General features: G+C 65.8%; 23 protein-coding genes. 9 read left to right on the top strand and 14 right to left on the bottom strand.

All coding sequences use genetic code 11. The features are described from left to right. Positions 1 to 273: 273 nt before the first annotated feature. The 4 genes from QRN53_RS20135 to QRN53_RS20120 form a co-directional block, all read right to left on the bottom strand. On the bottom strand, positions 274 to 2,385 hold the full coding sequence (locus tag QRN53_RS20135) for an Ig-like domain-containing protein (RefSeq protein ID WP_285245575.1): 2,112 nt from the start codon (positions 2,383 to 2,385) through the stop codon (positions 274 to 276). After that, a complete protein-coding gene (locus QRN53_RS20130; protein ID WP_285245574.1) occupies positions 2,382 to 2,873 on the bottom strand; it encodes a hypothetical protein in 492 nt (163 codons plus the stop codon). The genes QRN53_RS20135 and QRN53_RS20130 overlap by 4 nt, the downstream gene beginning before the upstream one ends. 1 nt (position 2,874) lies before the next feature. After that, positions 2,875 to 4,011: a COG1470 family protein gene (locus QRN53_RS20125; protein ID WP_285245573.1), complete on the bottom strand. Its 1,137-nt coding sequence runs from the start codon at positions 4,009 to 4,011 to the stop codon at positions 2,875 to 2,877. A 78-nt stretch (positions 4,012 to 4,089) separates the two neighbouring features. Beyond that, positions 4,090 to 4,560 carry a hypothetical protein gene (locus tag QRN53_RS20120; RefSeq protein ID WP_285245572.1) on the bottom strand — a complete coding sequence of 157 codons (471 nt, stop codon included), beginning with the start codon at positions 4,558 to 4,560 and terminating at the stop codon, positions 4,090 to 4,092. Between the two features lie 689 nt (positions 4,561 to 5,249). On the opposite strand from QRN53_RS20120, the gene QRN53_RS20115 reads away from it, so the two are divergent. The 3 genes from QRN53_RS20115 to QRN53_RS20105 all read left to right on the top strand — a co-directional run bounded on the left by QRN53_RS20115 (position 5,250) and on the right by QRN53_RS20105 (position 7,683). Next, the gene (locus tag QRN53_RS20115) at positions 5,250 to 6,065 is read left to right on the top strand and encodes a response regulator transcription factor (protein WP_285245571.1); all 816 of its coding nucleotides are present in this window, start codon (positions 5,250 to 5,252) and stop codon (positions 6,063 to 6,065) included. A 410-nt stretch (positions 6,066 to 6,475) separates the two neighbouring features. Further along, the gene (locus tag QRN53_RS20110) at positions 6,476 to 6,982 is read left to right on the top strand and encodes a hypothetical protein (RefSeq protein WP_285245570.1); all 507 of its coding nucleotides are present in this window, start codon (positions 6,476 to 6,478) and stop codon (positions 6,980 to 6,982) included. After that, entirely contained in the window at positions 6,979 to 7,683 is a 705-nt protein-coding gene (locus QRN53_RS20105) for a DUF4832 domain-containing protein (RefSeq protein WP_285245569.1), read from the top strand. Before QRN53_RS20110 ends, QRN53_RS20105 begins: the two co-directional genes overlap by 4 nt. Positions 7,684 to 7,717: 34 nt before the next feature. On the opposite strand, the gene galE is transcribed toward QRN53_RS20105, so the two are convergent. The 5 genes from galE to QRN53_RS20080 form a co-directional block, all read right to left on the bottom strand. Then, the gene (gene galE / locus QRN53_RS20100; RefSeq protein WP_285245607.1) at positions 7,718 to 8,752 is read right to left on the bottom strand and encodes a UDP-glucose 4-epimerase GalE; all 1,035 of its coding nucleotides are present in this window, start codon (positions 8,750 to 8,752) and stop codon (positions 7,718 to 7,720) included. Beyond that, complete coding sequence (locus QRN53_RS20095; RefSeq protein WP_285245568.1) at positions 8,748 to 9,830, bottom strand: putative glycoside hydrolase; 1,083 nt, start codon at positions 9,828 to 9,830, stop codon at positions 8,748 to 8,750. The genes galE and QRN53_RS20095 overlap by 5 nt, the downstream gene beginning before the upstream one ends. Then, positions 9,827 to 11,572 (bottom strand): GT4 family glycosyltransferase PelF, encoded by a 1,746-nt coding sequence (gene pelF, locus QRN53_RS20090; protein WP_285245567.1) that lies wholly within the window; start codon positions 11,570 to 11,572, stop codon positions 9,827 to 9,829. Before pelF ends, QRN53_RS20095 begins: the two co-directional genes overlap by 4 nt. Positions 11,573 to 11,647: 75 nt before the next feature. Beyond that, the gene (locus QRN53_RS20085) at positions 11,648 to 13,108 is read right to left on the bottom strand and encodes a hypothetical protein (protein WP_285245566.1); all 1,461 of its coding nucleotides are present in this window, start codon (positions 13,106 to 13,108) and stop codon (positions 11,648 to 11,650) included. A 715-nt stretch (positions 13,109 to 13,823) separates the two neighbouring features. Continuing rightward, on the bottom strand, positions 13,824 to 14,285 hold the full coding sequence (locus tag QRN53_RS20080) for an Lrp/AsnC family transcriptional regulator (RefSeq protein ID WP_285245606.1): 462 nt from the start codon (positions 14,283 to 14,285) through the stop codon (positions 13,824 to 13,826). Positions 14,286 to 14,445: 160 nt separating this feature from the next. On the opposite strand from QRN53_RS20080, the gene pdhA reads away from it, so the two are divergent. The 3 genes from pdhA to QRN53_RS20065 are packed head-to-tail and all read left to right on the top strand — an operon-like array spanning position 14,446 to position 18,319. Next, positions 14,446 to 15,672: a pyruvate dehydrogenase (acetyl-transferring) E1 component subunit alpha gene (gene pdhA, locus QRN53_RS20075; RefSeq protein ID WP_285245565.1), complete on the top strand. Its 1,227-nt coding sequence runs from the start codon at positions 14,446 to 14,448 to the stop codon at positions 15,670 to 15,672. Then, positions 15,669 to 16,781: an alpha-ketoacid dehydrogenase subunit beta gene (locus tag QRN53_RS20070; RefSeq protein ID WP_285245564.1), complete on the top strand. Its 1,113-nt coding sequence runs from the start codon at positions 15,669 to 15,671 to the stop codon at positions 16,779 to 16,781. Before pdhA ends, QRN53_RS20070 begins: the two co-directional genes overlap by 4 nt. A gap of 2 nt (positions 16,782 to 16,783) precedes the next feature. Then, the gene (locus tag QRN53_RS20065) at positions 16,784 to 18,319 is read left to right on the top strand and encodes a dihydrolipoamide acetyltransferase family protein (RefSeq protein ID WP_285245563.1); all 1,536 of its coding nucleotides are present in this window, start codon (positions 16,784 to 16,786) and stop codon (positions 18,317 to 18,319) included. A gap of 52 nt (positions 18,320 to 18,371) precedes the next feature. On the opposite strand, the gene QRN53_RS20060 is transcribed toward QRN53_RS20065, so the two are convergent. Further along, positions 18,372 to 19,202: a class I SAM-dependent methyltransferase gene (locus QRN53_RS20060; RefSeq protein WP_285245562.1), complete on the bottom strand. Its 831-nt coding sequence runs from the start codon at positions 19,200 to 19,202 to the stop codon at positions 18,372 to 18,374. 35 nt (positions 19,203 to 19,237) lie between these two features. Then, positions 19,238 to 19,867, bottom strand: a complete 630-nt coding sequence (locus tag QRN53_RS20055) for a TMEM175 family protein (RefSeq protein WP_285245561.1) — start codon at positions 19,865 to 19,867, stop codon at positions 19,238 to 19,240. 169 nt (positions 19,868 to 20,036) lie between these two features. Between QRN53_RS20055 and QRN53_RS20050 the strand changes: the two genes are divergently transcribed. Both QRN53_RS20050 and QRN53_RS20045 read left to right on the top strand, forming a co-directional pair. After that, positions 20,037 to 20,642, top strand: a complete 606-nt coding sequence (locus tag QRN53_RS20050) for a DUF1214 domain-containing protein (RefSeq protein ID WP_285245560.1) — start codon at positions 20,037 to 20,039, stop codon at positions 20,640 to 20,642. Beyond that, on the top strand, positions 20,639 to 21,298 hold the full coding sequence (locus QRN53_RS20045; protein WP_285245559.1) for a DUF1254 domain-containing protein: 660 nt from the start codon (positions 20,639 to 20,641) through the stop codon (positions 21,296 to 21,298). Before QRN53_RS20050 ends, QRN53_RS20045 begins: the two co-directional genes overlap by 4 nt. A 240-nt stretch (positions 21,299 to 21,538) precedes the next feature. Here the strand turns inward: QRN53_RS20045 and QRN53_RS20040 are convergent, their stop codons facing one another. Together QRN53_RS20040 and QRN53_RS20035 are read right to left on the bottom strand one after the other, a co-directional pair. Beyond that, positions 21,539 to 22,786, bottom strand: a complete 1,248-nt coding sequence (locus QRN53_RS20040; RefSeq protein ID WP_285245558.1) for an RNA polymerase sigma factor — start codon at positions 22,784 to 22,786, stop codon at positions 21,539 to 21,541. Then, entirely contained in the window at positions 22,786 to 23,121 is a 336-nt protein-coding gene (locus QRN53_RS20035) for a YciI family protein (protein WP_285245557.1), read from the bottom strand. Before QRN53_RS20035 ends, QRN53_RS20040 begins: the two co-directional genes overlap by 1 nt. A 408-nt stretch (positions 23,122 to 23,529) precedes the next feature. On the opposite strand from QRN53_RS20035, the gene QRN53_RS20030 reads away from it, so the two are divergent. Next, positions 23,530 to 24,978: an FAD-dependent monooxygenase gene (locus QRN53_RS20030; RefSeq protein WP_285245556.1), complete on the top strand. Its 1,449-nt coding sequence runs from the start codon at positions 23,530 to 23,532 to the stop codon at positions 24,976 to 24,978. A 333-nt stretch (positions 24,979 to 25,311) separates the two neighbouring features. Here QRN53_RS20030 and QRN53_RS20025 read toward each other — a convergent pair whose 3' ends face one another. Continuing rightward, positions 25,312 to 26,049, bottom strand: coding sequence for a GAF and ANTAR domain-containing protein (locus QRN53_RS20025; RefSeq protein ID WP_285245555.1), 738 nt, complete (start codon positions 26,047 to 26,049; stop codon positions 25,312 to 25,314). Between the last annotated feature and the right edge of the window lie 30 nt (positions 26,050 to 26,079).

Below are 26,079 nucleotides of genomic sequence, written 5' to 3'. Positions count from 1 at the left end.
AGCCCCGGGGGCGCGTAGGCTGGTCTCAGTAGCCCTGTGGTCTGCAGAGGAGGCCCCGAATGCTCACCGGTCAAACCCTGGGTCCCAGCGTGGGAACGCTGGTGGCCGTGGCAGTGGCCCTCTACATCGTGCTGGTGGTCCGCCGGCGGAAGTAGCCGGCAGATCCACGCGGTCCACTTTCCTGGCGCGCCCCGGTAAGGCCTGCGCCGAGGACGAACTGAAATACAAGCAGCGCCTCCCCTCCGGAAAGTCGAAGGAGAGCCGCCGCGGTGTTTAGCCCAAGCCCGACTTGGAACCAACCGGGGATGTGTACGAGGACGTTCCAATCGGATTGCCCGCGACGTCGGTGAAGGTCTGTACCGGGCCGTAGCTTGGCTGCCCGGCGGGGACACCCGCATTCAGCGTGCCGGCGCCGGAACTGCCGTTGGGGGCATTGCCGAACTTGATGACCAGAGAGTTCGAGGCAGCGTCCCACGTGAGCGTGGACGCCGTGCCTTGCGCTCCGAACACCGCGTCCCCGCCGGTGAGGTAGTTGCCCCCGAGGGAAATAGTCCCCACCGAGCAACCGGCGAAGGTGGATGCCAGCGTGTCGTTGGTACCGGCGTCCACGATCTTCACGGTTCCGTTCACCGCGGTGCCGGTCCAGTTAGAGCAGATCTTGGTCAGGTCCATCTTCTCCGAGAAGGTGAGGGTTACGGTGTCCCCGGTGTCGGCGGAAGACTTGTTGGTATTCGTCGAGCCGCCGTTGGCCAGCGTGACCCCTGTAACCGCCGGGGCAATGACGTCCTTCGCGGTGATGCCGGACGCCGTAGCTGTGCCGGAGTTCCCTGCAGCGTCGGCAGTTGTCGCCGTGTAGGTCAGGGTTCCGTCCTTGAGTCCGGACAGGTCCATCGTTGCTGACCAGGACGTGCCCGATACCGTTGCCTGCTTGAGCACGCTATTGAACGCGGAATCCCGGACGGTCACGTTCACCAGGGTCCCCGCCTCAGTGGTCCCGCTTACCGGCACCGCGGCAACATTGCTGCTCATGTTCACGTACATGGGCGCCGTGATGGTCAGTGCTGGTGCCACCGTGTCCTTCGTGTCTGTCGCAGTGGCTGGGGCGCTGGTATTGCCTGCGGCATCGGTCGCGGTCACCGTGTAGGTGACCGTCCCGTCCTTGAGGGACGTGAGGTTGAGGTTCAGCGACCAACCGGATGCAGAAGGGGTGGCGGTGCCCGTGACCGGGGTGGCAGTTCCCGGGCTGGTGGCTGAAACGGTTACGGAGGCGCCGCTTTCGGCAGTGCCGGACACCGGAACCGCAGCAACCCCGGCACTGTTCACGTACGCCGGAACGCTAAGGCTCTGCGCCGCGGCCGGAGCCACCGTGTCCTTCGTGGAGGCGGCAGTCCTGGCGGCGCTGGTGTTACCTGCAGCGTCCGCGGCCGTGGCGGAGTAGCTGACGGTTCCCTGGTTCAAGCTGGTCAGATCCAGTGCGGCGGACCAGGTGCCCGTGCCGGAGGCAGTCACCGTAACCGGCACGGAATGCGCGGAACCGGGGTCGCTGGCCACCAGGGTGACCTTGGACCCGGCTTCGGCGGTGCCGGTCACTGGAACCGAGGACACATTGCCGGCATTGACGTACGCCGGAACGGTGAGCCCGGGCGCGGCCGGAGCCTGGGTGTCGATCCGCACCGCCTGGCTCTGCGCGGACCCGGCATTGCCCACTTTGACTGTGGCGAAGTACGTGAGCGTGTGCGTTCCGTCGCCGCTGACGGGAACGCTCGCCAAAGCGCCGTTCACACTCTGCTGCGCACCGCCGTCGAGCACGTAGGAAATGGTCGCGACGCCGGACCCGCCCGTGCCGTCGTCGGCCGTGATGGTCACGGTGACGGGGCTCGTGTTGTTCCACCCGGCCGCATTGGGTGTGGGTGAAATCCCCGAAACGGTGGCCACCGGTGCGGTGGAATCGCTGCTGGTGCCGTTGCTGCGCGGGCTCTCGGCGCCGGTCCAGAGGGCGATCGCCGGCGTCACCGTGTAGTACCAGACGCCGCCAGGCACAGACTGTTCTGTGCAGGCGAGCGTGGTGACGGTCCCGGCGCAGCCGCCGGTGGCGGGAGTGGCCGTGCCGCCGGTGGCCGCGGAGTAGCGGGCCACCGTGTAACCGGTGGCGGCCCGCCCGTTGACGGTGGTGCCGCCGGCCCAGGTGACGGTCAACGCGGCGCCGGTGGCACTGACGGCAGGCTTGGAGCCGGGGGAGAGCGAGTCTGCGGCGGCGGCCGCGTTGCTGCTGCTGGTGGTGGAGGCCCAGAAGGCGTAGGCGGCGGTGCCCGTGCCCAGCAGGAGCAGCAGGGCGGTGACAATCCAGGGCAGCCGGCGGGACGGGCGGCGGAAGGGGAACCTCATTTCCGCACCTCGGCCGTCACGGGGACGCTGAAGGTTGCGCCTTGGCAGGCGGCGAGGGAGGTGGTGTCCATGGTGGCCGCTCCGGGGAGGGTGATAAGTGCTGACGAGTTGGCGGCAACGTAGGTTGCGGGGGAGAGCGGCGCGGCCGGTCCGGTGAAGCGGACGCCCGTGGTGGTGCAGCCCGGATGCGCGGCATCCGGTGCGGCGGGCCCGTTGGCAGTCACGCCGTAGACCTGGACCGGGTAGGGGTTGGGATTGGTAAGGCGGAGCACGACGTCGGCGCTGCCGCCCGGGTAGAGCGTTGTCTTAGGGCTGTCGCTTGCCACCAGGGCGTCAACGGTGACCGCCTGCATGGTGCCCGCCGCGGCGGATCCGGAGCCGCCCCCTGCCGCGGACCAGTAGGCGTAGGCGGTGCCGGCGCCTGCCGTGGCCAGGAGGCCGGCGAGGGCGGCGGCCTTGATGCTGCGGCGCCTGTTGAGGCTTGTCATTTCAGTTCCCCTGTCCTGAACCCGAGTACGTGAGCTGGAGGGTTGCGCCTTTGCAGCCGTCCTGGTTCCTGGAGCTGTCCAGCATCCCCACCCGCGGCCAGGCGGACTGTGCCACGCGGAGCCCGGACAGTGAACTGCTGCCTGCCGGTGCCACGAGCGGGTATGGCCCGCTGTACTGGGTAAGCGTGAAGTCGGCCGCCGTACAGGCCAGGTTCTTCGCCACGGCATCGGCGCTCCTGGTAACCCCCGCGATAGCTACGGACAGGTTGGTCAGGGACAGGGATTTGTTGTTCGGGTTGCTGATCTGCAGGTCCAGCCCGGCCGAGGTACCGGGCTGCAATGTCCCGGGCACGTTTCCGGAGAGGGCGAACTGCTTGATGGTTGAATCGAGGACCAGCTGGACGTTTGCGTAGGCGTACTGCGACTTCCCGGCCGAGTCCTTCCCGGTCCCTACCAGGTACAGGTTGAAGCTTCCGCTGGGTGAAGCGGCCGTGGTTGCCACCTGGAGTGTGCTCGAGTTGCCGGTGGTCCCTGTGGGAGAGAACGTTGCCGTGGCGCCGGCCGGCAGCCCGCCCAGGACGCTGAACGAGACGGCGGCGGGGAAGTTGTTGCGGGTCAGTTGCAGGGTGTACACGGCGGTGGCACCCGGCGGGACGGTGACGGAATCCGGGGCGGCGGCCACAGAGAACGCGGTGGACATCTTGTAGTTCACGGTGAGGCTGGCGTCCACGCTGCCGGACACCTTGCCGCCGGTTCCCGTGATGGTCACGGTGCTGGTGCCGGCCGGGGTGGTGGCGCCGATGGTGGCGTTCAACGTGGCGGTTACGGTGCTGCCCGAGTTAAGGGTGACGGACGACGGCGTGAAGGCGCCTGACGCGCCGGCCGGCAGTCCCGCGGTGGCCAGGGTGACCGCTCCGCTGAAGCCCCCGGTGGACGTCAACGTCACCGTGTAGGCGGCCGATTGGCCCTGCTGGACGGACTGGCTGGCAGGGGAGACCTGCACAGTGATGCCCGGCTTTGGATTGTTTGCCGCCGCTATCAGCGCTCCCGCACTGGCCAGCAACAACAACAGCGCTATCAGCGCTGCCTTGATGCCGGTCCGTGTGCGGTGCCGCGATGGCCCGTCCTGCTCGTGCACCCTGTGCCCCCTTGTTCCTTGGTGCAAATGACGGCAAGCCGGGGGCGGAGAGTCGCTCCGCCCCCGGCTGGCTGTGTGTTAGTTGCTGCCGACCGTCACAGTGATGGTTGCGCCCTTGCAGGCATCCTGGTTGGTGGTGGGGAGATCGCTCAGGGTCAGCGTTCCCGTGCCCAGGTCGGTGGTAGCGCCGGGGAGGACGGTTGTCGGACCGGCGGGCACTGTCGCCTTGAACCAAGCAGGATCGCATACGCCAGTCACCCCAGCCGCAACCGTCGTGGTGACAACAGGATTGATCAGAGTCACAGGAGTGCTGCTGGTATTGGGGTTGGTGGCGGTGTAGGTGATGGTCTTGGCGGGGCCGCCGGGGTTAACCCCGGGATCCACTGTGACGTTGATGGCGACGGGGGTTGTGGTGTTCGATGCCGTGGCCGATCCGTTGCCGCCGCCGGTGGTGCTCCAGTAGGCGTACGCTGCGCCGCCACCAACAGCCACCAGTGCAGCGGACATGGCGACTGCGGCGATCTTGTTCTTCTTCGTCATTTTGCGCATGGAAAGACTCCTTGTGTGTGTGATTGAGTACCCGTTCCCCCATAGGTGGCTCCATCGAGGTGCCTTCCGGTGGATCGATGACCCAATATTTACGAACGCGAAAGGGCGCAACAACACGTAGCGGTACCTGAATTTCCAGCGACTGGTGAATTTCCACTACTTGGAAGAATGTTCAATTACTCGCATCATCATTCAGGCCCGCTCCGGACCACGCCGCAGCCGGCAGGAAAGGGTTGCACCCATGCCCGGCTAACGGCAGGCGGCCTGCGTGTCACTGTTCGGTCCGCACCGTCATCTTCTTGGCGAAGACCATAATCTTGCTTATTATTAGGATGGCCAAGCTTTTGACCTGCGTCGATACGCAAAAGCGCACCCTGGGGCAAGTAGTGCAGCCTCCCAAAGCAGGTACCCAGTACCCGGGCCAACGCCGGGAAGACGCCCTATTCTGCACTTTGATGGAGATATGTGGACGGAGCCCGCTGCGTCCACAAAGAGGGTGGGATGACCTGGGTGGGCAATTAGGTGAGTTGCATAACTTTGCACCAATCCAGGGCCTATCTGGCTGCGAACGCTTACTACCGTGTAAAAGGGCCAAAAATGGCCTGGCCGCCAGCACCGAAAACTTTCGAAATTAGGGGTTGCAAGGAAACGAACACGGCTGGACCAGGGAATTGGATTGGGGGAATTGTTTGGAACGGGGAAAGGTCGTAGTCGTCGAGGACGACCCCGACCTCCAGGTGGTGGTTGGTGGCATTCTGAAGGAGGCTGGATTCGGAATCCATGCGTTCGGCCACGGGCAGGCCGGGGTGGCCGCTGTGGACCGGCACAAACCCGAAGTTGTGGTTGTGGATCTGGGATTGCCGGATATCGACGGGTTTGAAGTGACGCGCCGCATTCGGGCTTTCAGTAATGCCTACATTCTGATTCTGACCGCAAGCAGCAGTGAAATGGATACCATCCTGGCGCTGGAAGCCGGAGCGGACGATTACCTCACCAAGCCCTTCCGGGCCCGCGAGTTGCGGTACCGGGTGGAGGCACTTCTGCGGCGTCCCCGGCTCCGCACTGACACGCCGCACCTCACTGTCTCTTCCCTCGACGTTTCTTCGCTCGACATGCAGGACGACAATGCCGCGAACGGTCCCGGCGCCGTGGAGACTCAGCCGGTGGTCCTCGAACACAACGGACTCAAGCTGCACCCTCCCACGAGGACCGTGCGCAAGGACGGTGTTGAGCACCAGGGACTCACCGCTTCCGAGTTCGACCTGCTGCATGCCCTCCTGGCCGGGGGACGAGCGATCCAAAGCAGGGAGGAGCTGGCTCAGGCGTTGCGGGCGGCCCAAGGCGTCCCGGAGGGAAGTGAGCGCGCCGCGGACGAACAGGTCATCCAGGTCCACATTGCCAACCTGCGCAGGAAACTGGGCGACAGTGCCGCAAACCCCCGCTGGGTGGAAACGGTTCACGGATTTGGTTACCGGATGGCCGCACCCGAAATTCCGGAGGACTGAGCCATACTGCATGCGTTTTCGCTGTTTCCCTTGTACATTGCCCGGGAATCAGTTTGAATTAGCGCCATCGCGTGGGGCGACGTTATGTGGTTCTTGGTCTCTGGTGCTTGGCACCGCTTTAGGAAGAAGCTTCTGTGAAAGCGATGCACGGGCTGGGTGTTGTCAACTTTTTAGGGAATGCTGTTCCATTCGGAAAATCCAGGGGACTGCGAAAAGCGGCAGCGGCATTGTCCCTGCTGGCGGCCACGGTCTCCCTTGCCATTCCGGCAGCAAGCACCGTACCCGCGGCCACGGCGGCGGACATCCAACCGGGTCAATGGACCTCCTTGGCCGCCGGCCCGGCACCAGCCAGTAACCCCCTTCAAGGCTTTGTTCCTTATGCCGGGCCGTATGAGGCCCTCCCATACTCAATGGAGTGGTTCTACATCCCGGTGAATGCCGTGGTTACCGGCGCTGGGACCTACAACTGGTCCGCCCTGGACTCGCAGTTGAATGCCATCGCCTCCCGCGGCCACCAGGCGGTGTTCAGGTTCTACCTCGATTACCCCGGCCGCCCCACGGGCGTGCCGAAGTACCTGCTGGATGCCGGGTTGGCCACCCACTCCTATGCCGATTACGGCAACCAAGGCATCAGCGTGTCCCCGAACTATGACGACCCCCGGCTGGTCCAGGCGTTGAACGCGTTCATCACCGGGTTCGGTGCCCGCTACGACGGTGATCCCCGCATCGGTTTCATCGAAATGGGACTCCTGGGATTCTGGGGGGAGTGGCACACCTACCCGCATGACGGATACGCCTCCCGGAAAACTGGTCAGCCTCGGCCACCAACCAACAGAGCATCCTGCAGGCCTACACCACCGCTTTTACCAGGACCAAGCTCCAGGTGCGCTACCCAACGTCAACCAACAGCAGCATGAACGTTGGCTATCACGATGACTCATTCGCGGCCGAAACCCTGCCCGGATCAGGCTGGAGCTTCGTGGACAAGCTTCAGCAGTCTGGAGCAACGGACAAATGGCTTACCCAGCCCGTGGGCGGCGAACTGCGCCCTGAACTCCAGCCCTGTATCTTCAGCGCACCGGTTCCCTGCCCCTCGGTGGCCGACCCGGACCAGAAGGACTTCCCCGGCAGCGTTGCAGCAACACATGCCTCCTGGATCCTTAACCAGTACGCATTCAGCCCCAAATACGGGGCAGATGCGGCGGCCAAAGCAGCCGCGGCTTCTACGTCCTTGGGGTACCGATTCCAGGCAACGGGCTTTTCGCTGGCACCCGGAGCCCAGCAGGGCCAAAACGACCTCAACGTTGCGCTGCGAAACACCGGAACGGCGCCGTTCTACTACGACTGGCCGGTCCAGGTGGCCGCCGTCGGCTCTGACGGCAAGGTTGCCAGAACCTGGTCCACCTCCTGGAAGCTGACCACCCTCAAACCCGGGATGTCTCCCACCTGGAAGACGCAAATCAGCACCAGCGGACTCACGGCAGGCTATTACACGCTGGTCATGCGGCCCGTGAACCCGCTGAACAACGGGGTTCCCCTGCGCTTCGCCAACGCCACCCAGGACCAGACACTCCCGGGATGGCTCACGCTGGGCCGCAGCTACTTCGCTGCGTCCTGACCTCCACGCACTCCAAGGACGTCACCACCCTCAGCTACGGCACCGCGGGGACCGCTTCCGTGCGGTATCCGTTGGGGTTGTTCTCCTGCCAGCGCCAGGAATCCGCACACATGCTCTCCAGCGTCTCGGCAGCCTTCCAGCCGAGGTCGCGGAACGCGGAGGACGGGTCGGCAAGGCTGACAGGGGCATCCCCTGGCCGCCGGTCCGCGAGGTTGTACGGAATTGAGCGCCCGGCCGCTTTTTCGAAACTGCGGATGATCTCCAGGACGGAGTGTCCCTGGCCGCTGCCCAGGTTCCAGGTGTGGACGCCCTGGTGGTCCGACAGGTAGTCCAACGCAGCCGAGTGTCCGGCAGCAAGGTCCATGACGTGGATGTAGTCCCGGACCCCCGTCCCGTCGGGAGTGGGGTAGTCGCTGCCGAAGACGTTCACGGTGTCCCTGCGGCCAACCGCCACCTGGCTCACGAACGGGAAGAGATTGTTGGGCGGCCCCAAGGGATCCTCGCCGATCAAGCCTGATGGGTGGGCCCCCACGGGATTGAAGTAACGCAGCAGCGCCATCCGCCAGCGCGGGTCCGAGGCCTGCAGGTCGATCAGGATTTCCTCGATCTGCTGTTTGGTGCGGCCGTAGGGGTTGGTGGCGCCGCGTGCATAGCCTTCCTTGAGCGGCATCTGCGGGTTGTTCCCGTACACGGTGGCGGAGGAACTGAAGACGAGGGTCCTCACGTCATGGGCGTCCATGGATTCCAGGAGGTTCAAGGTTCCCGTGACGTTGTTGCGGTAGTAGCGCAAGGGTTCCTGGACCGATTCGCCGACGGCTTTCAGGCCGGCGAAGTGGATCACGGCGTCCACCGGGTTGTGCTCAAAGACCCGGTCAAGCGCCACCGGGTCCGTGATGTCCGCTTCAAGGAACACCAGCTCGCGGCCGGCGATTTTCTGCACCCGCAGCAGCGATTCGTACTGCGAATTGCTGAGATTGTCGACGACGGTGGCGTCGTGCCCGCCTTCAAGCAGGCGGAGGATGGTGTGGGAACCGATGTAGCCGCAGCCACCGGTGACTAGGATCTTAATTTTTCTGCCCTCGCTGATAGACAACGCCCCGCTGAGGGGGCAGGACCACGTGTTTGGGTGCCGGCTGCCCGGCGGCATCAACGAGCCCGGAAGGTACCTTGATGCGGCGCCTGCTGCGGCCGTCATTGTTGAAGTTCACCGCGGCCCAGCCGCCGGTGAACGTCCGGGACCACACATGCCGTTGGCCCTTCGGCTGCCCCTGGGGACTTCCCAAGGACCAATCGAGTTCGGCAATGTGCTGCGTCCGGCTGTAGTCGTCATGCGCGGTGGCCACGTAAGAGCCGCGGCCGCCGCCGAAGATCCAGAAGGCCGCCAGCCCGTACCGGAAATTCGGGTGGCCGTCATTCCCGTCCGTGGGAACGCGCAGGATCGACAGTCCGGGCCCGTCTGCCTGCGGAAGCTGGGCTTCGGCAGTGCGCGGGTCGAACAGGTCGGACGGGCCGAAGCCGAGCCACACTTCCTCGAATCCGCCGCCGTATGCTGCGTGGGAGGCCCACCGGCCCGATTCGCGGCGTGACTCTGCGATGTTGGGGACCAGGACTTTGCCTATGCTGTTCAGCGCCGCACCGGCAGCATGGACCAGCTGTCCCAGGCTGTCCCGGAAGTCGGCCATGGACGCGGCTTCCTGCACTGGAGGCTGGATCCCGTAGTAGTCGTCGAAGACGTCATTGTCGGCCATGACGCCGTCAAAGGGGGACCCGGCCAGCTCGGCGGTGACGTTCTCCACCCAGCGGGCGCGGTACGCAGGGTCCCACACCTTCATCTGCCAGTGCCCGCCGTATCCGTTCCACTCGATGCGCTCGCCGGTGAGCCGTTTGGCGAACCATGCGCCGCCGTCGTCCTCTGCCTCCCGGTGGGACACGCCGGAACTGTAGATCGGGCCCGGTTCGTAGTCCCGGGTGGAGGACAGGCACTTGTAGCACAGGACGGTCATGTCCGGGCGGCGGCGCTTGAGCTCGGCCGCCGCCTCCAACTCCCACGGCTGCAGGATCGCGGCGCGGTAGTGCTCCGCGGCAAAATCGATCTGCTCGGGTGAAACCGGATCACCGTAGCGGATCCACGCCCCCACGCCCGTCACAGCTGGACCGCTGTCAGGACCTCCGTGGGAAGCTCCACTTTCAGCTCCGCAGCTTCCGCCGTCTCCGCAGCTTCCGCGGTCTCCGCCGCAACGGGGAGGTCCCCCAGGGCGCGGTAGATCTGGTTGTAGGAGGACATGACCTCGTGCATCTGGAAGAACTCCTGCACTCGGGTGCGGGCGTTGGCCGCATATTCGCCGTAGGCGTCCAGGTTGCCGATGACGGCCTGCACGGCATCAGCCATCTGCACCACGTTGCCTGGGGTCACCGTTTCACCGCACGCGCCGATGGTCTTCCCGTCGGTGGTCAGCAGGTAATCGGCGATCAGCTGGGCCACGCCGCCAACATCGGAACCAACCGTGGGAATGCCGGCGGCCATGGCCTCCAGGATGACGATGGGCTGGCCCTCGTTGTAGCTGGGAAGGACAAGGAGGTCGAACTGGTCAAGCATTTCGCGGACGTTGACCGTGCCGTGGATGGTGACCTTGTCGTGCAGGCCCAGCGATTCGATCTTGGCGAGGCAGGCTTCGTAGTATTCGGGCACGTGCTCGGTGGGGCCCAGGACGTCCAGGTGCAGGTTGGGGTACCCGCGCTCGGTGAGGACCGCCATGCTGGAGAGCAGGTCCAGCAGGCCCTTGATGGGGACAACACGGGCAATGTAGACGAGCCGCCAGACGTGGTCCGCGGAGTCCTGCCGGAGGGTCTCCAGGACCTGGCGGCGCGCCCGGTACTTCTCGTCGAACTCCTCGATGACCATGCCGTTGGGCACCACCACTGATTTGTCGATGTCCGTACCCAGGCGGGCTGCCTCGGTGATGGCGCTGGGGTAGAGGTAGGTGATCAGGCGGGCGCTGGGGTAGCAGAAGCGCCCCATCTCGGTCCACCACGCCATCCACGCGCGCTGCTCGGCAGTCACGTCGAAAGTCCGGTAATCGTCCGCAGTGATGGACAGGGCCATGTTGCGGTCCAGCAGGGTGTTGACCGTGTCCCTGACGTACAGGTTGTGCTCGGTCAGCAGGAAGGACGTGTCATGGTCCCTGGCTGCCGCTGCCCCGAGGAGCGAGGCGTAGCCGGTGGTGTGGGCGTGGTAAACCTTGGCCCGCGGCATAGTTTCGCCGGTGATGGCGTAGGCCAGCGAGAAGAAGTTCCGGAGCACCCAGAAGGATTCCGCGAGCGGCAGGTTCAGTTGCGGCATGCGCTCATGGAGGGCCTGCATGAATTCCCGTGATCCGAGCAGGGCCCACAGCGGGTACTGCCGGGTCCGCTTGTTGAGGCCTTCGTCGATCAGGTCCCAGAGTGGGTCAACCTCGCCGCGCTCTGACAACGCGTAAATGGCGTCGAACAGGCGGTGGGAAAGCTCTTCACGCTGCTTGGGGTCCATGCCCAGGTCCTTCACGGAGACCGCCATGTAATCGTCGCGGTGTTCCTCCATGCTGAGGAATACCGTCCGCACCCAGCACACGTTCGCGGGCATCCCGTACAGGTCGGTCAGGGGCGCGCTGGAGTCCCAGGTGATGTGGATGATGCCGTAGCTGAGGTCCGGGTTGTGGGTCACGATGTCGTGCACCACCGCCGATACGCCGCCCTTCAGGTAGGGGTACGTGGACTCCATCACGATCGCAACGTCAACATCCTGGTACTCAACATCCCAGGCCGCCTGTGCTGCTGCCGGTCCCGCCGGGATCACTGACGGCGACGGGTTGCTGTTCCAACGGGTCTTAAGGTTCCTAAGTGTCGAGTACATGGTTGGTTTCCTCACCTGGTGTTCTGAAGGCTCAAGCGTTTTCGGTCTGACTGGGGGAAGAGCAGTGGTGGCCGGTCACCACGTGGTGGCATGACGCCAGAAGAGCGTGTACTCGGGCTGGCTCCAGTGCCGCTTGTACAGGGTCCAGCCGACGGCGATCAGCACCATGTCCGCGGCGCCGAGAATCAGGTAGCTGGCCGAGTGAAGGGACGAACCGATCAGGTGGGCTCCTCCGGCGAACGCGGCGATGCAGACTGCAAGGTGGACGGCGCCGATGATCTGGGGTGTGACTTTCTCGCCGATGAAGTCCAGCTCGTAGTTCAGGAGCGTGAGCATCATGAACGCCCAGGAAGCCAGAGCGGCTGCAACCGTCAGTACCGTGTCCGCGGGATCCAGGCCGGACACGGCCAGCGAAACCGTGAGCGTGAGCAGGGCGGCGATGGCTCCCGTGAGGACCACGGACCGGTCCAGGACGCGGACCAGCCGAACGGAGCTGCCCTTCAAGGTGGCCACGGGTGCGGTGGCGATGTCCTTGTGCAGGCGGCCCAGGGCCCTGTCAACGCCGGGTGCCAGGTGGACGAAGTAGAAGTTGTAGGCGATCACGGCCGGAAGCATGGCGGCGAAGACGGCCACCACTTGGAATGCTCCACCGGTTACCAAAAACAGTGCGTATTTGTCGGCCCAGAGGACGGCACCCAGCAGCAGGCCGCGGACCAGGTCCCCACCGAACACGCGGGCGTCCAGGTGCTTGGTGACGCTCAGGTGGCGCAGGTTCGTGCCGATGGCGACGAGCTGGGTGGCAGTTCCCACCAGCGGCGGCAGCCACCACGCGGTGGGCGCCAGGAACAGGGCTGCCGCGTAGCCCGACCAGGCCGCTGCCCACAGGCCCCGGCGGTTGGCGACGTTGGCGAGTACCAGGGACTGCACGAAAAGCAGGTGCAGGACGCACAGCAGAACGTAGTGCAGCATGGCGTTCCAGGACCAGCCGGTGGCCAGCCACAATGGAACCGCGAAGACTGCCACCAACGGCAGGGACTGGACGAACATCAGTGGCCAGAACTGGCAGAACCGGCGCGTGATTTCACCCAGGTTGCGCTCGGCCATCAGGTCACCGAGCACGCGGTAGATGGGCAGGCATGCCGCCTGGGCCAGCCATGGGACGGTGACCGAGGACGCAAGCACCACATAGGTCAACGGGACACCGGCAACATCGACCCTGGCCATCGCCGGGCTGACCAGTGGGTAGACGGCGTTGAGGAGCAGGACAGGCGACAAGTACAGGAGCAAAGCCGCGCCGAGTCGTTCCTGGGAACGACCTTCGGCCCGTTGGTCAGCCTTGGAGGTGCGCGGGGTGACGATCAGGGCGATCGCCAGCAGGAGGGGCAGGACAGCCGCCGCCAGCACCAGCACGGGCGAGTCGATGCTCAGGAGCCGGCTGCCGAAGGGCACGGAGGCTGACAGGACCAGTCCCACCACCACAAAGACGAACATCTGGCGGGCATAGGTGTCGTGCAGCAGAGATTTGAGGGACGTCATGTCTTCCTTGGGGCAGCTGGCGGGTTCCGGGCGGACCCCGCGGCAGTTCGACGGCGCTCGCGGCGCCTGGCAGGGTTTCCGGGCCTGCTTCATCGCCACCCGTCCGGGCTGCCGAGAGGGTGGGCTGGAAGCAGAAGTGATTGGTCGTGGCTGGGCCGACGTCCCGATGCCTCACCGACCAGTGGTGGCTGATCGGCCGCGTACAAGGCAGCGGGTGACGTCAGCGTCGTGAACTGATGGTGCTGGAACAGAGACCTGAGCTAAGGGGCCGACGACGACTGGGGGATGCGCCCCGGTCTCAGGAGGGCGCATTACGCCGCCGGCCCCGGTAGAACCCCGGAACCCGTTCGGGCCCGGAAACTTGTGGCTGTTTGGCGGCAGGACAGGCGAAGGACCTCGAACAAACCATCATTCAGATCCGGACCGCCCTGGGGCCCGCGCCGCCGGCAAGCCTCCAGTGGCCGCCACCCGAAGGAGTACGTTTATCCAACGATTAGGGGCCTGCACCAAAGGCTAAAGTGCCAGCCTCAAGACGGGGGCATCTTTTCAGTCAAGACAAAACTAATGATTTTAGTAATTGTTCCTAAGGCTTCCTTAAGGGGCAGTGCCGCATCTTAAGAACCTGTGCTGGGGACGCGCAGCGGCATGGAAACTGCGCGTCGGGGGCGACCATTCGCGTCGCCGGCGGTGAGCCCAGCCAGCCTACCTGCAGTTCCTAGCGCGTATCCACGTCCTCGAAAACCAGGAACGTCTGCGTGTCCAGCACGCCGGGCATGGACTGCAGCTGGTCGAAGATAACCCGGCGCAGGTCGATGTTGTCCACGGCCCGGACCAGGAGGATCACGTCGAAGTCGCCACCCACCAGTGCAATGTGGTGGACCTCGGGAATGGCACCGAGTTGGTCCCGGAGTTCACGCCACGAATCCTGCTTCAGCTTCAGCGTGACGTACGCGGATGACTTCAGTCCCGCCTTGATGGGATCCACCAGCGCCGTGAACCGGGTCAGCACCCCGTCGCCGGTCAGCCGGGCGATCCGGGAATAGGCGTGCGCCCGGGAAATGTGGACGTTTTCCGCCACCTGGGTCACGGACATCCTGCCGTCCCGGGTGAGCTCGGTGATGATGCGCCGGTCAATCTCATCCAGCGGGACCTCGGTTGCGGCATCCTTGCCAGACATTTTGTCCACGGCTCCAGTCGGTAATCCACGTCACAGTTATAAATCGTCTTCCATATTAGGCACTTGGGAGCAGCTTCTCCACGATTTGCGCACCTGGTAGATACGAAACCTGCTGCAGGACCATACTGGGAGCGAATAGTGGCAACCGAAGGACGGACCAATGACGATCTCCGGAGACCACACCGCGCCGGACACCACCAGCACCGAGTCAGCAGGAACCGCGCTGACCGACGCTGTGAAGAAGTTTGGCATCACGGTGGAGGACTACATGCTCCCCGCCCGGCACCAGATCCAGATGGTGGACCCGGACGGCCGGCTCATCCCCGAAGGTGAGCAGGGCACCCAGCCCGGCCACGAATACCCCGTGCCCGGCGACAAGGAACTGCTGGCAGCGTACGGGCAACTCGTCGTCGGCCGCCGCGTCAACGACCAGAACTCCGCCTTGGTCCGGCAGGGCCGCATGGCCGTCTACCCCTCAAGCCACGGCCAGGAAGCCTGCCAGGTTGCCGCCGCACTGTGCCTGTCCGAGGGCGACTGGATGTTCCCCACCTACCGCGACGCAGTGGCCGTGATGACCCGCGGCGTGGACCCGGTGCAGGTGATGACCATCTTCCGGGGCGACTGGCACGGCGGCTACGACCCCCTCGAATACAAGGTGGGCATCCAGTGCACGCCGCTGACCACCCAGCTGCTGCACGCCGTCGGGGTGGCCCACGCCGCCAAACTCCGCGGCGAGGACACCGTGGTGCTGGCCATGTGCGGCGACGGCGCCACCAGCGAAGGCGACTTCCACGAAGCCCTCAACTTCGCCGCCGTCTTCCACCTGCCGGTGATCTTCTTCGTCCAGAACAACAAGTACGCCATCTCGGTGCCGCTGGCACACCAGTCCGTGGCGCCGTCGCTCGCACACAAAGCGGTGGGCTACGGCATGGCGGGCGAACGCGTGGACGGCAACGACGTCGTGGCGCTCCTCGCCGTGCTGGACCGCGCCGTGAAGCTCGCCCGCGAAGGCTCCGGCCCGCTGCTGGTGGAAGCCAACACGTACCGCATGCAGGCCCACACCAACGCCGACGACGACACGCGCTACCGGGAGAACAGCGAGGTTGCGGAGTGGCGGGCCAAGGACCCGGTCAACCGGATGCGCACCTACCTGACGGACCGCGGGCTGTTGGACGACGACGGCGAGGCGCGGATCCGCGAGCGCGCCGAGGCCGTTGCCGCGCAGCTGCGCGAAGGCCTCAGCGAGGATGTGCCCGTGGACCCGCAGGAACTGTTCCGGCACGTCTTCGCCCGGCAGACACCGCAGCTGACGGAAGAAGCCGCCCTGCTCGCCGACGAGCTGGCCCGCGACGCCGCCGCTACTGATTCGAAGGAGGCCGGCAAGTGAGCCCCACCATCACCACCTCGTCCGAGGCCAACGGCAACGTTTCCGCCGCCACAGCCCGCGCGGCAGCGTCAGCTGCTGCATCCGCCGAAGCCGCCGGCCCGCAGCCGGTCACCATGGCCAAAGCCCTCAACACCGCCCTGACCGACGCCATGTCAGCAGACTCCTCCGTCCTGGTCTTCGGCGAGGACGTAGGGCTCCTGGGCGGCGTCTTCCGCATCACCGACGGCCTCACCGCCACGTTCGGCGAGCAGCGCTGCTTCGATACCCCGCTGGCCGAATCCGGGATCGTGGGCATGGCCGTGGGCATGGCCATCAACGGGATGCGCCCGGTCATCGAAATGCAGTTCGACGCCTTCGCCTACCCGGCCTTCGAACAGATCGTCAGCCACGTGGCCAAGATGCACAACCGCACCAAGGGCGCCGTCAAGCTGCCCCTGGTGATCCGCATCCCCTACGGCGGCGGCATCGGGGGAGTGGAACACCACTGCGACTCCTCCGAGTCCTACTACGCGCACACGGCCGGCCTGAAGGTCTACACCCCGGCCACCGTGGCTGACGGCTACAGGATGCTCCGCGAAGCGATCGACTCCGATGACCCCGTCATCTTCATGGAGCCCAAGAAGATGTACTGGACCAAGGACCAGGTGGACTTGGGTGAGCTGCGCCGCCACCACGCGGAAGGCACGACGGCGGGACGCACCTCCGAAGGCCGGGCCGCCGTCGCCCGTCCCGGCACGGACGCCACGCTGATTGCCTACGGTCCGTCCGTTCCCACCGCGCTCGCCGCCGCCGAAGCCGCTGCGCTGGAGGGGCGCTCGCTGGAGGTCATCGACGTGCGGACCATCGTGCCGTTCGATGATGAGACCGTGTGCGAGTCCGTCCGCAAGACGGGCCGGGCCGTGGTGATCGCCGAGGCACATGGGTTCGCGTCCGTGTCCTCCGAGATCGTGGCCCGGGTGCAGGAGCGTTGCTTCCACTACCTGGCCGCCCCCATCCGCCGCGTCACCGGGTTCGACGTCCCGTACCCGGCGCCCAAACTTGAGAAGTACTACCTGCCCGGCGTGGACCGCATCCTCGACGCCGTTGACGACCTTCAGTGGGAGAACTGACCATGAGCGAACCACGCGTATTTTTGCTGCCGGACCTGGGTGAGGGCCTCACCGAAGCCGAATTGGTCGCCTGGCACGTGTCCGTGGGCGACGAGATTGTTGTTGACCAGCCCATCGCCGAGGTGGAAACCGCCAAGTCCGCAGTGGAGGTGCCGTCGCCCTACGCCGGAATCGTGACCGAGCTGCACGGGAAGCCGGGGGAGACCCTGGACGTGGGGAAGCCTCTGATCTCGGTGACGCCGGTGGCCGCCGCGGATGATGCCGCCCCCGCCCCTTCGCCGGGCAGCATTCGTCCTGCGGACGATGCTGCCGGCTCCGACAGCGGCACCGGACTTCCCAATGCTCGCAAGCTCGCATCGGGTCCCTCGTCCGGTTCCTTAGATGCCACTCCCGGGGCGGCATCATCCGCGTCGGCTGAAGCGGAAACGTACCGCGAGGAAGAAAAGGCCGGGTCCGGGAATGTGTTGATCGGTTATGGCACTCCTGGCGGTCATGGCCAAGCCCGGCGCACCCGCGCCCCGAAGACCGCCGTCGCGCTTGCTGAACCTGCTGAACCAAAGCCCAGCGAAGACGATCTCACCCTCCTGCGCACCCGCGTCCCCGGCAAGCTTGGCGCCGTGATCTCACCGCTGGTCCGGCGCATGGCCCGGGAGCACGGGGTTGACCTCGGCGGCCTCCGAGGCTCCGGCGACAGCGGACTCATCATGCGGCGCGATGTCGAGGCTGTACTGAAGTCGGCAGCGCCTGCAGTTGAGCCTGAGGCGACACGGGTGGCGGAGCCGGAACGTCCTGTTGAAACCGTTGAAGCCCAAGGGCGCGACCCACGCACCGGCCTGGCCATCTCCGCCCGAACTCCGGTCCGTGGTGTCCGGAAGGCCGTGGCGGCGAACATGTCACGCAGCCGCTCGGAAATCCCGGAAGCCACGGTGTGGGTGGATGTGGATGCCACCGCGCTGATGGAGCTGCGCGAGGGACTCAAACCCGGCGGAGCAGAGGCACCCGGCCTGCTTGCCTTCATCGCACGGTTCGTCACCGCAGGCCTGAAAAAGTACCCGGAACTGAACACGCGGATCGAAACGGCGGAGGACGGCTCCCAGGAGATCGTGTCCTTCGACGGGATCAACCTCGGCTTCGCTGCCCAAACCGAGCGTGGCCTGGTGGTGCCGTCCGTCCGCGGCGCCGAGAAACTTAGCGCCCGGGAACTGGACGCCGAAATCCGCCGGCTCACCCAGGTGGCCCGGGACGGCAAGGCGACCCCTGCCGAGCTGGGCAGCGGCACCTTCACCTTGAACAACTACGGCGTTTTCGGCGTCGACGGCTCTGCGGCGATCATCAACCACCCCGAGGTGGGCATCCTCGGCGTGGGCCGGATCATCGACAAGCCGTGGGTGGTGAACGGCGAACTGGCTGTCCGGAAGGTCACCGAGCTCACCCTGACGTTTGACCACCGGGTGTGCGACGGCGGCACGGCAGGCGGCTTCCTCCGCTTCGTGGCGGACGCCATCGAGAATCCCACGTCCTTGCTGGCGGACATCTAGGCCAAGGCGGAGCAACCGGCCGTCTTGGCCCGTCAATCCCGGGCCTGGGCCGTCAAGACAGTGTGGCGGTCACCAGGTGGGTGCGCAGACTCGAATCGTGCCCGGCTGCTCGTGCGCCGGAATGGGGGCTTAGCCTGCCGAAGTTTGCTTCCGGCATGCCCGGGTGGACCACCGTGGTGCTGCTCCACCCACCTGCCTCGAACAAGGCCTCGGGCGAATCCGTGCAGAAAGGCAGCGGGCGGCCGGCTTTCTTCCGGGCGGCCACCAGTGGTGCCATGTGTTCCAGCGCCAGGAGACCGGTGCCGAAAATATCGGCGAGGAAAATGGAGCCTGTGGCGGACAACGCCGCGGCGGTGTTGACCAGGGACGCGGCATCAGCTGCCGCGAGGTAGTAGAAGAGCCCTTCGGCTACCCACACCGTGGAGCGTCCCGGATCGAAGCCGGCATCGAGCAGGGCTCCTGTCCACGGGCCGGACAGGTCAGCGTGGACGCAGCGACGTTCACAGCGGGCCTGTGCGGTGTCCAGGATGATTTCCTTTTCGGCGAACGCTTCCGCGTAGTCCACCTCGAACACGGTGCACGGCACCGCCAGCGGGAGCCGGAAGGCCCTGGTGTCCATGCCGGCCCCGAGGAGGACGATTTGCTGGTGGTGCTGCGCCGCGCGAAGGATCTGGTCGTCAAAATAGCGGGTCCGGACCGGCAGGAACGGATTGTAGGGCGCGGCGTCGAGGGCAGCCTTTCTGGCTTCTCCCGCCAGCTGTCCGGCCCACGGGTCGTTGAAAAGCCTGTCCTCCCGCGCAGATTCAAGGGCCCGCGCGGCGGCAATCCAGCGGCCGGTACCTATCACGGCCGCGTGTGCCTGAGGCTGGTGTTCCAGGGTCATTCTTCCGTCCTGGCAGAGGTGTTGTTTGTGGAAACCTACGGCACGGTGGGGCCGGAGGCTTCTTGGCCGCTGGCGTCGTCGGGCTGGTGGGCGCGGTACACGAAGTGTTCCACCCGGCGGTCCGGGACCAGCCAGATCAGTGCCACCACCGTGTAGATGGCGATTCCCAGAAGCGGCTGGGCGAGCGTCAGCCCGATGCCCAGCAGGTAGATCAGCGGTGAGGCCTTCCCTTTCCAGTCCCGTCCCAGCGCGCGTGCCACGGAACCGGTCCTGCCCTGTTCACGAATGAGTGCTTGCTCCAGGACGTAAAAAGCGATCGCGGCGCAGAGAAGGTTGATGCCGTAAATGAGCACCGGAACTTCAACGAACGCAGACTCATCCATCCACCGGGTGGTGAAGGGAAACAGGGAGAGCCAGAACAGCAGGTGCAGGTTGGCCCAGAGGATGGCGCCATTGACCCGGTCTGCCAGCTGGATCAGATGGTGGTGGTTGTTCCAGTAGATCCCGACATAGACAAAGCTCAGCAGGTAGCTCAACAACGTGGGCAGGACCCCGGCGATCCCGTGCCAGGTGGGTTCCTCCGGTGCGCGCAGCTCCAGCACCATGATGGTGATGATGATGGCCAGCACGCCATCGCTGAACGCCTCAAGGCGGTTTTTGTTCACGGTTCTGCCCTCCTCGAAAAGCATAGTGCTGCACACCTCCGCCTACCGGCGTGGGTGCTGCCCTGGGGTCGTTGTATGGAGGAAACCGGGCTAGATTTTCACGCATGACTGCCAAAACCTCGAAGCCATGGTTCCGGATTAACACGCGTGCCGGGATGGGGATGCCGGGGTGAGCGGCTTCCTTGCCTGGGTTGCGGGTTCCGGTGTTGTGCAGGGCCTGATCATGGGCCTGACCTTCGCGTTCCTGACCACCGTCCTGATCCTGAACGGGGTGGCGAAGCGTGAGACGAAGACCGTTAACGGCTGGAGCGCGGTCCGCAACGCTGGTCATCCAGGTAACGGGCTGCTGGTCAGGGCGGCCCTGCAGAAGGCGCTCCCTGTGGTCAACGTGTTCGAAGAAGCCGCTTACTGGACAGCGACCACTGACAGCGAGGGAAAGCGTTTCAGTGGCGAGCATGCGTATCGCCTTCATTTCGCAGCAGATCAGCTCCCTCCGAACAACGCCTTTTGGTCGCTCACCGCGACGGACACGGTGGGGTACATGGTCAACTCGCCAGAGGGGCGGCCAACGGTCAACAACCATTCTGGCCTGGTGCCTAACGCCGATGGCTCGGTGGACCTACTCCTGCAGCCACACCAGCCATCCACTGCGGCGCCGAACTGGCTGGCCACACCGCAGGGCCGATTCAAGCTCATGCTCCGCGCCTATCTGCCCGGACCGGCCATCATCGATGGCCGGTACGAGGTTCCGCCGGTCGTGATGGTTCAGCCATGAATCGCCTCATCCTGAAATACGCCAGTCCGGCGACAATCGCCATCCTGGCAGTCTTCGCGTGGGTCACGTACCGGCGAATCGCGGCCGGTGGCCCGGGTGCGATCGTTTTGCCGGCCGCGATAGCTGTGGCCGTCTGGTTGATCGGTACATTCGTCTTCATCTACCTCTGGCCGCGGATCACGGTGGGGGGCTTCAAACGCATATTTGCCAGGCGGGGCTTAGGCGGCGGACCGATCCCCGTCAACACGATTTACGCCGTGCCGGACAGTTCCTCCCAGTCGGCGTTGTCCGGCAGCGTCATCGCTACCGGCACCGACGACGTCCTTTACGTTGGCGGCTGGTTGGACGTCAGCGCCGGACCGCAAATACTGCATGTGCCCGGGATGGGTGACCGCTACTTCAGCGTCCAATTTACCGATCCCGCCAGCGGCGGCAACTTTGCCTATGTGGGCACGCGTACCACCGGAACCGCCAGCGGTGACTTCTTCCTCTGCAAACCCGAATGGGCGGGCGAAACGCCACCCGGAATGACCCGCATTGATGTGCCCCACAAAGCCGCCTTGCTGATCGGCCGGGTCTTCGTCGCCAACGAAGACGACCGCCACGGGGCATACGAACTGGCCAAGCGCATACAGCTCACGCCAAGCGTCCGGTAGTGGCAGGAACCGTCGTCGAACTTCTGGCCTTTTTTGGGATCAGGGTCTTTACGCCCTAGCGGAAGGTCACTAAAGTGATTTAGGTCATAGTCCGGATGGGCGCCCGGGGGCGTCCGGGAAGGGGGAGTGCATCAACACCGACCAATATCGGAAGCCAAATGACAACCACTACGTTGAAAGCCCCTCCTAGGAGGGGCTTTCCCTTTGCCTTGGGGCACGTCGGACCGCTGACCGGTGGCGTCAGCCGGCCAGGCCGCCCAGGCGCCCGCGGAGGAAGCGCTGCTCCGCTTCGTTGTCGGTGAGGATCAAGGCCTCCTGGAACGCCACCCGCGCCTCCTCCGGACGGCCCAGCCGGACCAGGAAGTCGCCGCGCGCCGCGGCCAGGTATTGGTACCGGGCAAGCTGCGGCTCGGCGCCGAGAACATCCAGTTCTGCCAGCCCCTCGGCCGGCCCCACCGCGAAGCCCAGCGCGATGGCGCGGTTGAGCCGGACCACCGGGGAGGGCCACCGCTCCATCAGCAGGTCGTAAAGGCCCAGGATTTCCTGCCAGTCGGTGCCGGACCAGGACCCGCTCTCGTCATGCACGGCGGCGATCGCTGCCATGAGGGCAAAGCGGCCCGGGGGCCGGGACGCCAGGGCCTCGCGCAGGAGGGTTACTCCTTCCGTGACGGCGTGCTTGTCCCACCTGGACCGGTCCTGGTCCTCCAGCAGGATAAGGTCCTGGTTTTCATCCACCCGGGCGTCCCGGCGTGCTTCGGTGAGCAGGACCAGAGCCAGGAGCCCGGCCACGTCGGGGTCGGCAGGAAGCAGTTCACGCAGCAGCCGGGCCAGCTCCACGCCGCGCTCCGCAAGGTCCCGGCGTATCAGGTCGGCTCCCGCGGGTGCCGTGTGACCGGTGGTGTACACGAGGTAGACCACCGACAGCACGGCGTCAACGCGCTCGTGCAGCTCGTCCGAGGACGGCACCCGGTAGGGGATGCCTGCGGCCGTAATCTTCTTCTTCGCCCGGGTGATGCGCGCCGCCATGGTTGCCTCCGGGACCAGGAACGCCCGCGCCACCTCGGCAGTGGACAGCCCGCACAGCAGCCGCAGCGTCAGTGCCACCCGCGCCTCAGGGGGCAGGGCCGGGTGGCAGCAGGTAAAGATCAGCCGCAGCCGGTCGTCGGGAATATCGTCAGCCTCCGCGCCGTCGCCCTCGTTGTCCGCACGGTCAAGGAGCTTGGGCAGCGCCCGCTCCGCTGTTGCCGCGCGGCGGCGCATATCCAAGGCCCGTCGTCGTGCCGTCACCGTCAGCCACGCCCCGGGGTTGTGAGGGATACCGTTCCCGCCCCACGTGGACAAGGCGCTGGCGTACGCGTCCTGGACGGCTTCCTCAGCGGCGTCGATGTCGCCGGCAACCCGCACGGTGGCCGCCAGCACGAACGCCCACTCCCGCCGGTGCGCATCGGCAACCGCGGCAGCAACCTCCGAGCCGGCGGCCCGCGCCATCAGCTGACCACCCGGACCGGCCACACCTCGACCCCGACGCCCGCGGGCACCTCCTTGCCGATCTTCAGCGCCTCGTCGAGGTCGGCCGCCTCGACCAGGTAGTAACCGCCCAGTGTCTCCTTCGACTCGGCGAACGGCCCATCCGTCACCAGGAACCCTCCGCTCCCGTCGCGTCGGATGGATGTCGCCGTCGAGGACGGATGCAGGGCAGCGCCGCTGATCAGCGAAGCCCCGCGGCGTTCCATGAACTCCTGGTAGTTGGCGCTGATCGACTCGCCTTCCGCCTGCCGGGCCACCGATTCGTCCTGGTAGATCAGGATCAGATACTTGGACATTGAAAACTCCCTTCGCTTGTCAATAAGAGCCCACTGTTGGAGCCCCTACCCATACGACGCGCAGGGAAAGCCCGGATCGACAACGCTTTTCAAAAAGATCGCCCGGGCGGCAGGGTTTGCACCGCCGCCGTCATCGATTCCTTTACGCCGGGCGTAAAGGAATCGTTAAAGTTTCGGCCGAAAGGGCTGTTGCCGGGCACACCCGCCATGTCCGGCCAGTACTTTGGATGCAGTGCCGCCTTCTCAGGGACCCCCAACCTGGAGAAGGCGGCACACCCGCGTTAAAAGCAATACTCCCTGTACTTCCAAGGTATCCCGCCCCGGGGGCCTTGCCGCAAGGCCCCCGGGCTGTCGCATACTGGGTGCCGCAGACCGGCTGTCGGGTGCGGGCGCAGGGCGGGGGACAACATGCATGATGTGGTGGTTGTGGGGAGCGGGCCCACGGGTTTGATGCTCGCGGCGGAGCTGCGGCTGGCGGGTGTGGACGCCCTCGTCCTGGAACGGCGGCCGTCCCAGGAGCTGGCGGGCTCCCGCGGGGGCGGAATCCATGCGCGCACCATCGAGCTGTTGGACCAGCGCGGTATCGCGGAGCGTTTCCTCGCCGAAGGCAAGACCGTGCAGGCGGCAACGTTTGGCGCCACGCAGCTGGACCTGGGCGGCCTCCCCACGCGCCACCCCTACACGCTGGCCCTGTTCCAAAACCACATTGAGCGGTTGCTGCTGGGCTGGGTCCAGGAGCTGGGCGTTCAGGTCCGGCGCGGCGTGGAGGTCACCGGAGTGGCCGCGGACGACGACGGCGTGGACGTCCAGCTCGCGGCCGGCGGACCCGTGCGGGCCAGGTTTGTCGTGGGCGCCGACGGCGGACGCAGCGTGGTGCGGCGCTCGGCGGGGATCGGCTTCACCGGCCCGGACGCCACCCGCAGCAGCCTGATCGCCGAGGTGAAGGTGGCGGGGGAACCCGTGCAGCAGGGCAAAGTGGACGCCCGCGGCATTCACGGGCTCTACCCGATGGGGGAGGGCATGGTCCGGGTGGTGGTGACCGAAGCGGAGCTGGTCCGAGCCGCCGAGCCGACCATGGAGGACCTGCGCCGTGCCTTGGCCGAGGTGTTCGGCACGGACTTCGGCGTGCACAGCCCTGCCTGGCTCTCGCGTTTCACGGATGCCACCCGGCAGGCGGAGTCCTACCGGAAAGGCCGCGTGCTGCTGGCCGGCGACGCCGCGCACGTGCATTCCCCAACCGGCGGGCAGGGCATAGGCCTGGGCCTCCAGGATGCCGTGAACCTCGGCTGGAAGCTCGGGCAGGTGGTCCGTGGAATTTCCGGGAATGGGCTGCTGAACACCTACCATGCGGAGCGCCACCCGGCAGGGGCCCGGGCGCTCAAATACACCATGGCCCAGTCCCTGTTCCAGAAAGCCGATCCGCGGCAGGAGGCGCTGCGGGACCTCCTGGACGAAGTCCTCCGCCGCGAGGGCGCCGGTGCTCCAATGGCCGGATTGGTGACCGGGCTCGACGTCGCCTACGGGCCTGGGACGGGCCACCCCCTGGCAGGGCGCCGGATGCCGGACCTGGACGTTTCCACCGCTGGAGGATCCGTGCGGATGTATCAGCTCCTGCACCAGGCCCGTCCCGTCCTGCTGGAACTGGGCGGCCCCGCCCTGGACGCGGGCGCGTGGGCTGGGCGGGTGCAGCATGTTTCCGGGACGTACGACGGCGCGTGGGAGCTTCCGGTGCTGGGCGTGGTGCCCGCACCCACGGCAGTCCTGGTGCGTCCGGACGGCCATGTGGCCTGGGTCGGTGAGCACTCCGCCTCGGGCTTGCCGGACGCGCTGGCGGAGTGGTTCGGTGCCGCGCGCTGAAATCCTTGCATGATCTTGACCCAAAATTTCGCGTCGAGACGCTGTCCGCAAGCCCGGATCAGTTGCTACGCTGGCCCAAGGTCAGGCAGACGGCCAACAATGCACCGTCTGAGGACTATCCGTGACCGCTCTCCCCACCGCAACCAGGCCAATGCCCTGCGTGTATCTACCGCCCACATAGCCGGCGCGGGTGTGGCCCAAAGGAAATCCATGGTTCTGGGGTGGGCCAAGGGGATCCATGGTTCGGGGGTGGGCCACATCCGTGCCTTACGCTCCGGGAGTCAGCAGCGTGGCTGGCTCCCGGGCCGGTTCCACGGCCACCGGCCCGGAGCCTTAGTCCTCGAAATAGGCGGCGGTGGGCTGTGATCCGGTGAACCGGTCCACCAGGGATTGGGCAAGATCATGGAGTTTTTGGTTCCGCGTGTTGGAGGCGCGGCGGAGCAGCTCAAAAGCCTCGTATTTGCTGCACTTGTTCTGTGCCATGAGGATCCCGCAGGCAATGTCGATGGCGGTCCTCGTGTCCATTGCCGCCTTCAGGTTCTCGGCGCGCTGGTCCGCGGATGCGATCCGAATGGCCAGGCGCAGCGCCATGCCTGCCATGCCGGCGAACCGCACAGCCTCGGCCACTGCCCGCTCACTGAACAGCCCGCTGACGGGTGCGAAGAAATCCAGCACCGCCCCGGCGTCGTCCTGCAGATGCATGGGGACTCCCAAGGCGCTGGCGATACCGGCGGCGGAGAGCGCTTTGCGGTACTCCGGCCACCGCGGATCGGAGTCCACGTCACCAAGGAGGACGGGAACACCGGTATCCAGGGCGTCCACGCAAGGCCCGTCTCCCAGGGATTGTTCAATCCTGTCCAGCACCACCGCGCTGCTGCTGCTGCCGCCAATGGTGGCCGTGTGCTTGCGCCGGCGCAGCGTGACGGCGCATTCAACCGACGTGCCGGTGGTGTCCGTCATGGTGACCGCCGCGAACGTGGTGATGGCGTCCAACACGGATTTAATGTCCTCCGTGCTGCCGATCAGGTCGACGAGCCGTTCGAAATCTTCTGCCAAGTCCTGGTCCACCATGTGTTCAATGTAGAAGGCACGGCGTCCGGC

Source organism: Pseudarthrobacter sp. fls2-241-R2A-127, assembly GCF_030209355.1.
In the GTDB taxonomy this organism is placed as follows: Bacteria; Actinomycetota; Actinomycetes; order Actinomycetales; family Micrococcaceae; genus Arthrobacter.
This window is presented reverse-complemented; position numbering and strand designations above follow the sequence as displayed.

Bases quoted from the DNA above. Each gene is read 5' to 3' on its own strand.
- QRN53_RS20130 (WP_285245574.1), bottom strand. From the start codon at position 2,873: ATGACAAGCCTCAACAGGCGCCGCAGCATCAAGGCCGCCGCCCTCGCC.
- QRN53_RS20060 (WP_285245562.1), bottom strand. From the start codon at position 19,202: ATGACCCTGGAACACCAGCCTCAGGCACACGCGGCCGTGATAGGTACC.
- QRN53_RS20105 (WP_285245569.1), top strand. From the start codon at position 6,979: ATGAACGTTGGCTATCACGATGACTCATTCGCGGCCGAAACCCTGCCC.
- QRN53_RS20065 (WP_285245563.1), top strand. From the start codon at position 16,784: ATGAGCGAACCACGCGTATTTTTGCTGCCGGACCTGGGTGAGGGCCTC.
- QRN53_RS20085 (WP_285245566.1), bottom strand. From the start codon at position 13,108: ATGACGTCCCTCAAATCTCTGCTGCACGACACCTATGCCCGCCAGATG.
- QRN53_RS20035 (WP_285245557.1), bottom strand. From the start codon at position 23,121: ATGTCCAAGTATCTGATCCTGATCTACCAGGACGAATCGGTGGCCCGG.
- QRN53_RS20135 (WP_285245575.1), bottom strand. From the start codon at position 2,385: ATGAGGTTCCCCTTCCGCCGCCCGTCCCGCCGGCTGCCCTGGATTGTC.
- QRN53_RS20040 (WP_285245558.1), bottom strand. From the start codon at position 22,786: ATGGCGCGGGCCGCCGGCTCGGAGGTTGCTGCCGCGGTTGCCGATGCG.
- QRN53_RS20080 (WP_285245606.1), bottom strand. From the start codon at position 14,285: ATGTCTGGCAAGGATGCCGCAACCGAGGTCCCGCTGGATGAGATTGAC.
- pelF (WP_285245567.1), bottom strand. From the start codon at position 11,572: ATGTACTCGACACTTAGGAACCTTAAGACCCGTTGGAACAGCAACCCG.
- QRN53_RS20045 (WP_285245559.1), top strand. From the start codon at position 20,639: ATGAATCGCCTCATCCTGAAATACGCCAGTCCGGCGACAATCGCCATC.
- pdhA (WP_285245565.1), top strand. From the start codon at position 14,446: ATGACGATCTCCGGAGACCACACCGCGCCGGACACCACCAGCACCGAG.
- QRN53_RS20025 (WP_285245555.1), bottom strand. From the start codon at position 26,049: ATGGTGGACCAGGACTTGGCAGAAGATTTCGAACGGCTCGTCGACCTG.
- QRN53_RS20030 (WP_285245556.1), top strand. From the start codon at position 23,530: ATGCATGATGTGGTGGTTGTGGGGAGCGGGCCCACGGGTTTGATGCTC.
- QRN53_RS20120 (WP_285245572.1), bottom strand. From the start codon at position 4,560: ATGCGCAAAATGACGAAGAAGAACAAGATCGCCGCAGTCGCCATGTCC.
- QRN53_RS20110 (WP_285245570.1), top strand. From the start codon at position 6,476: ATGGAGTGGTTCTACATCCCGGTGAATGCCGTGGTTACCGGCGCTGGG.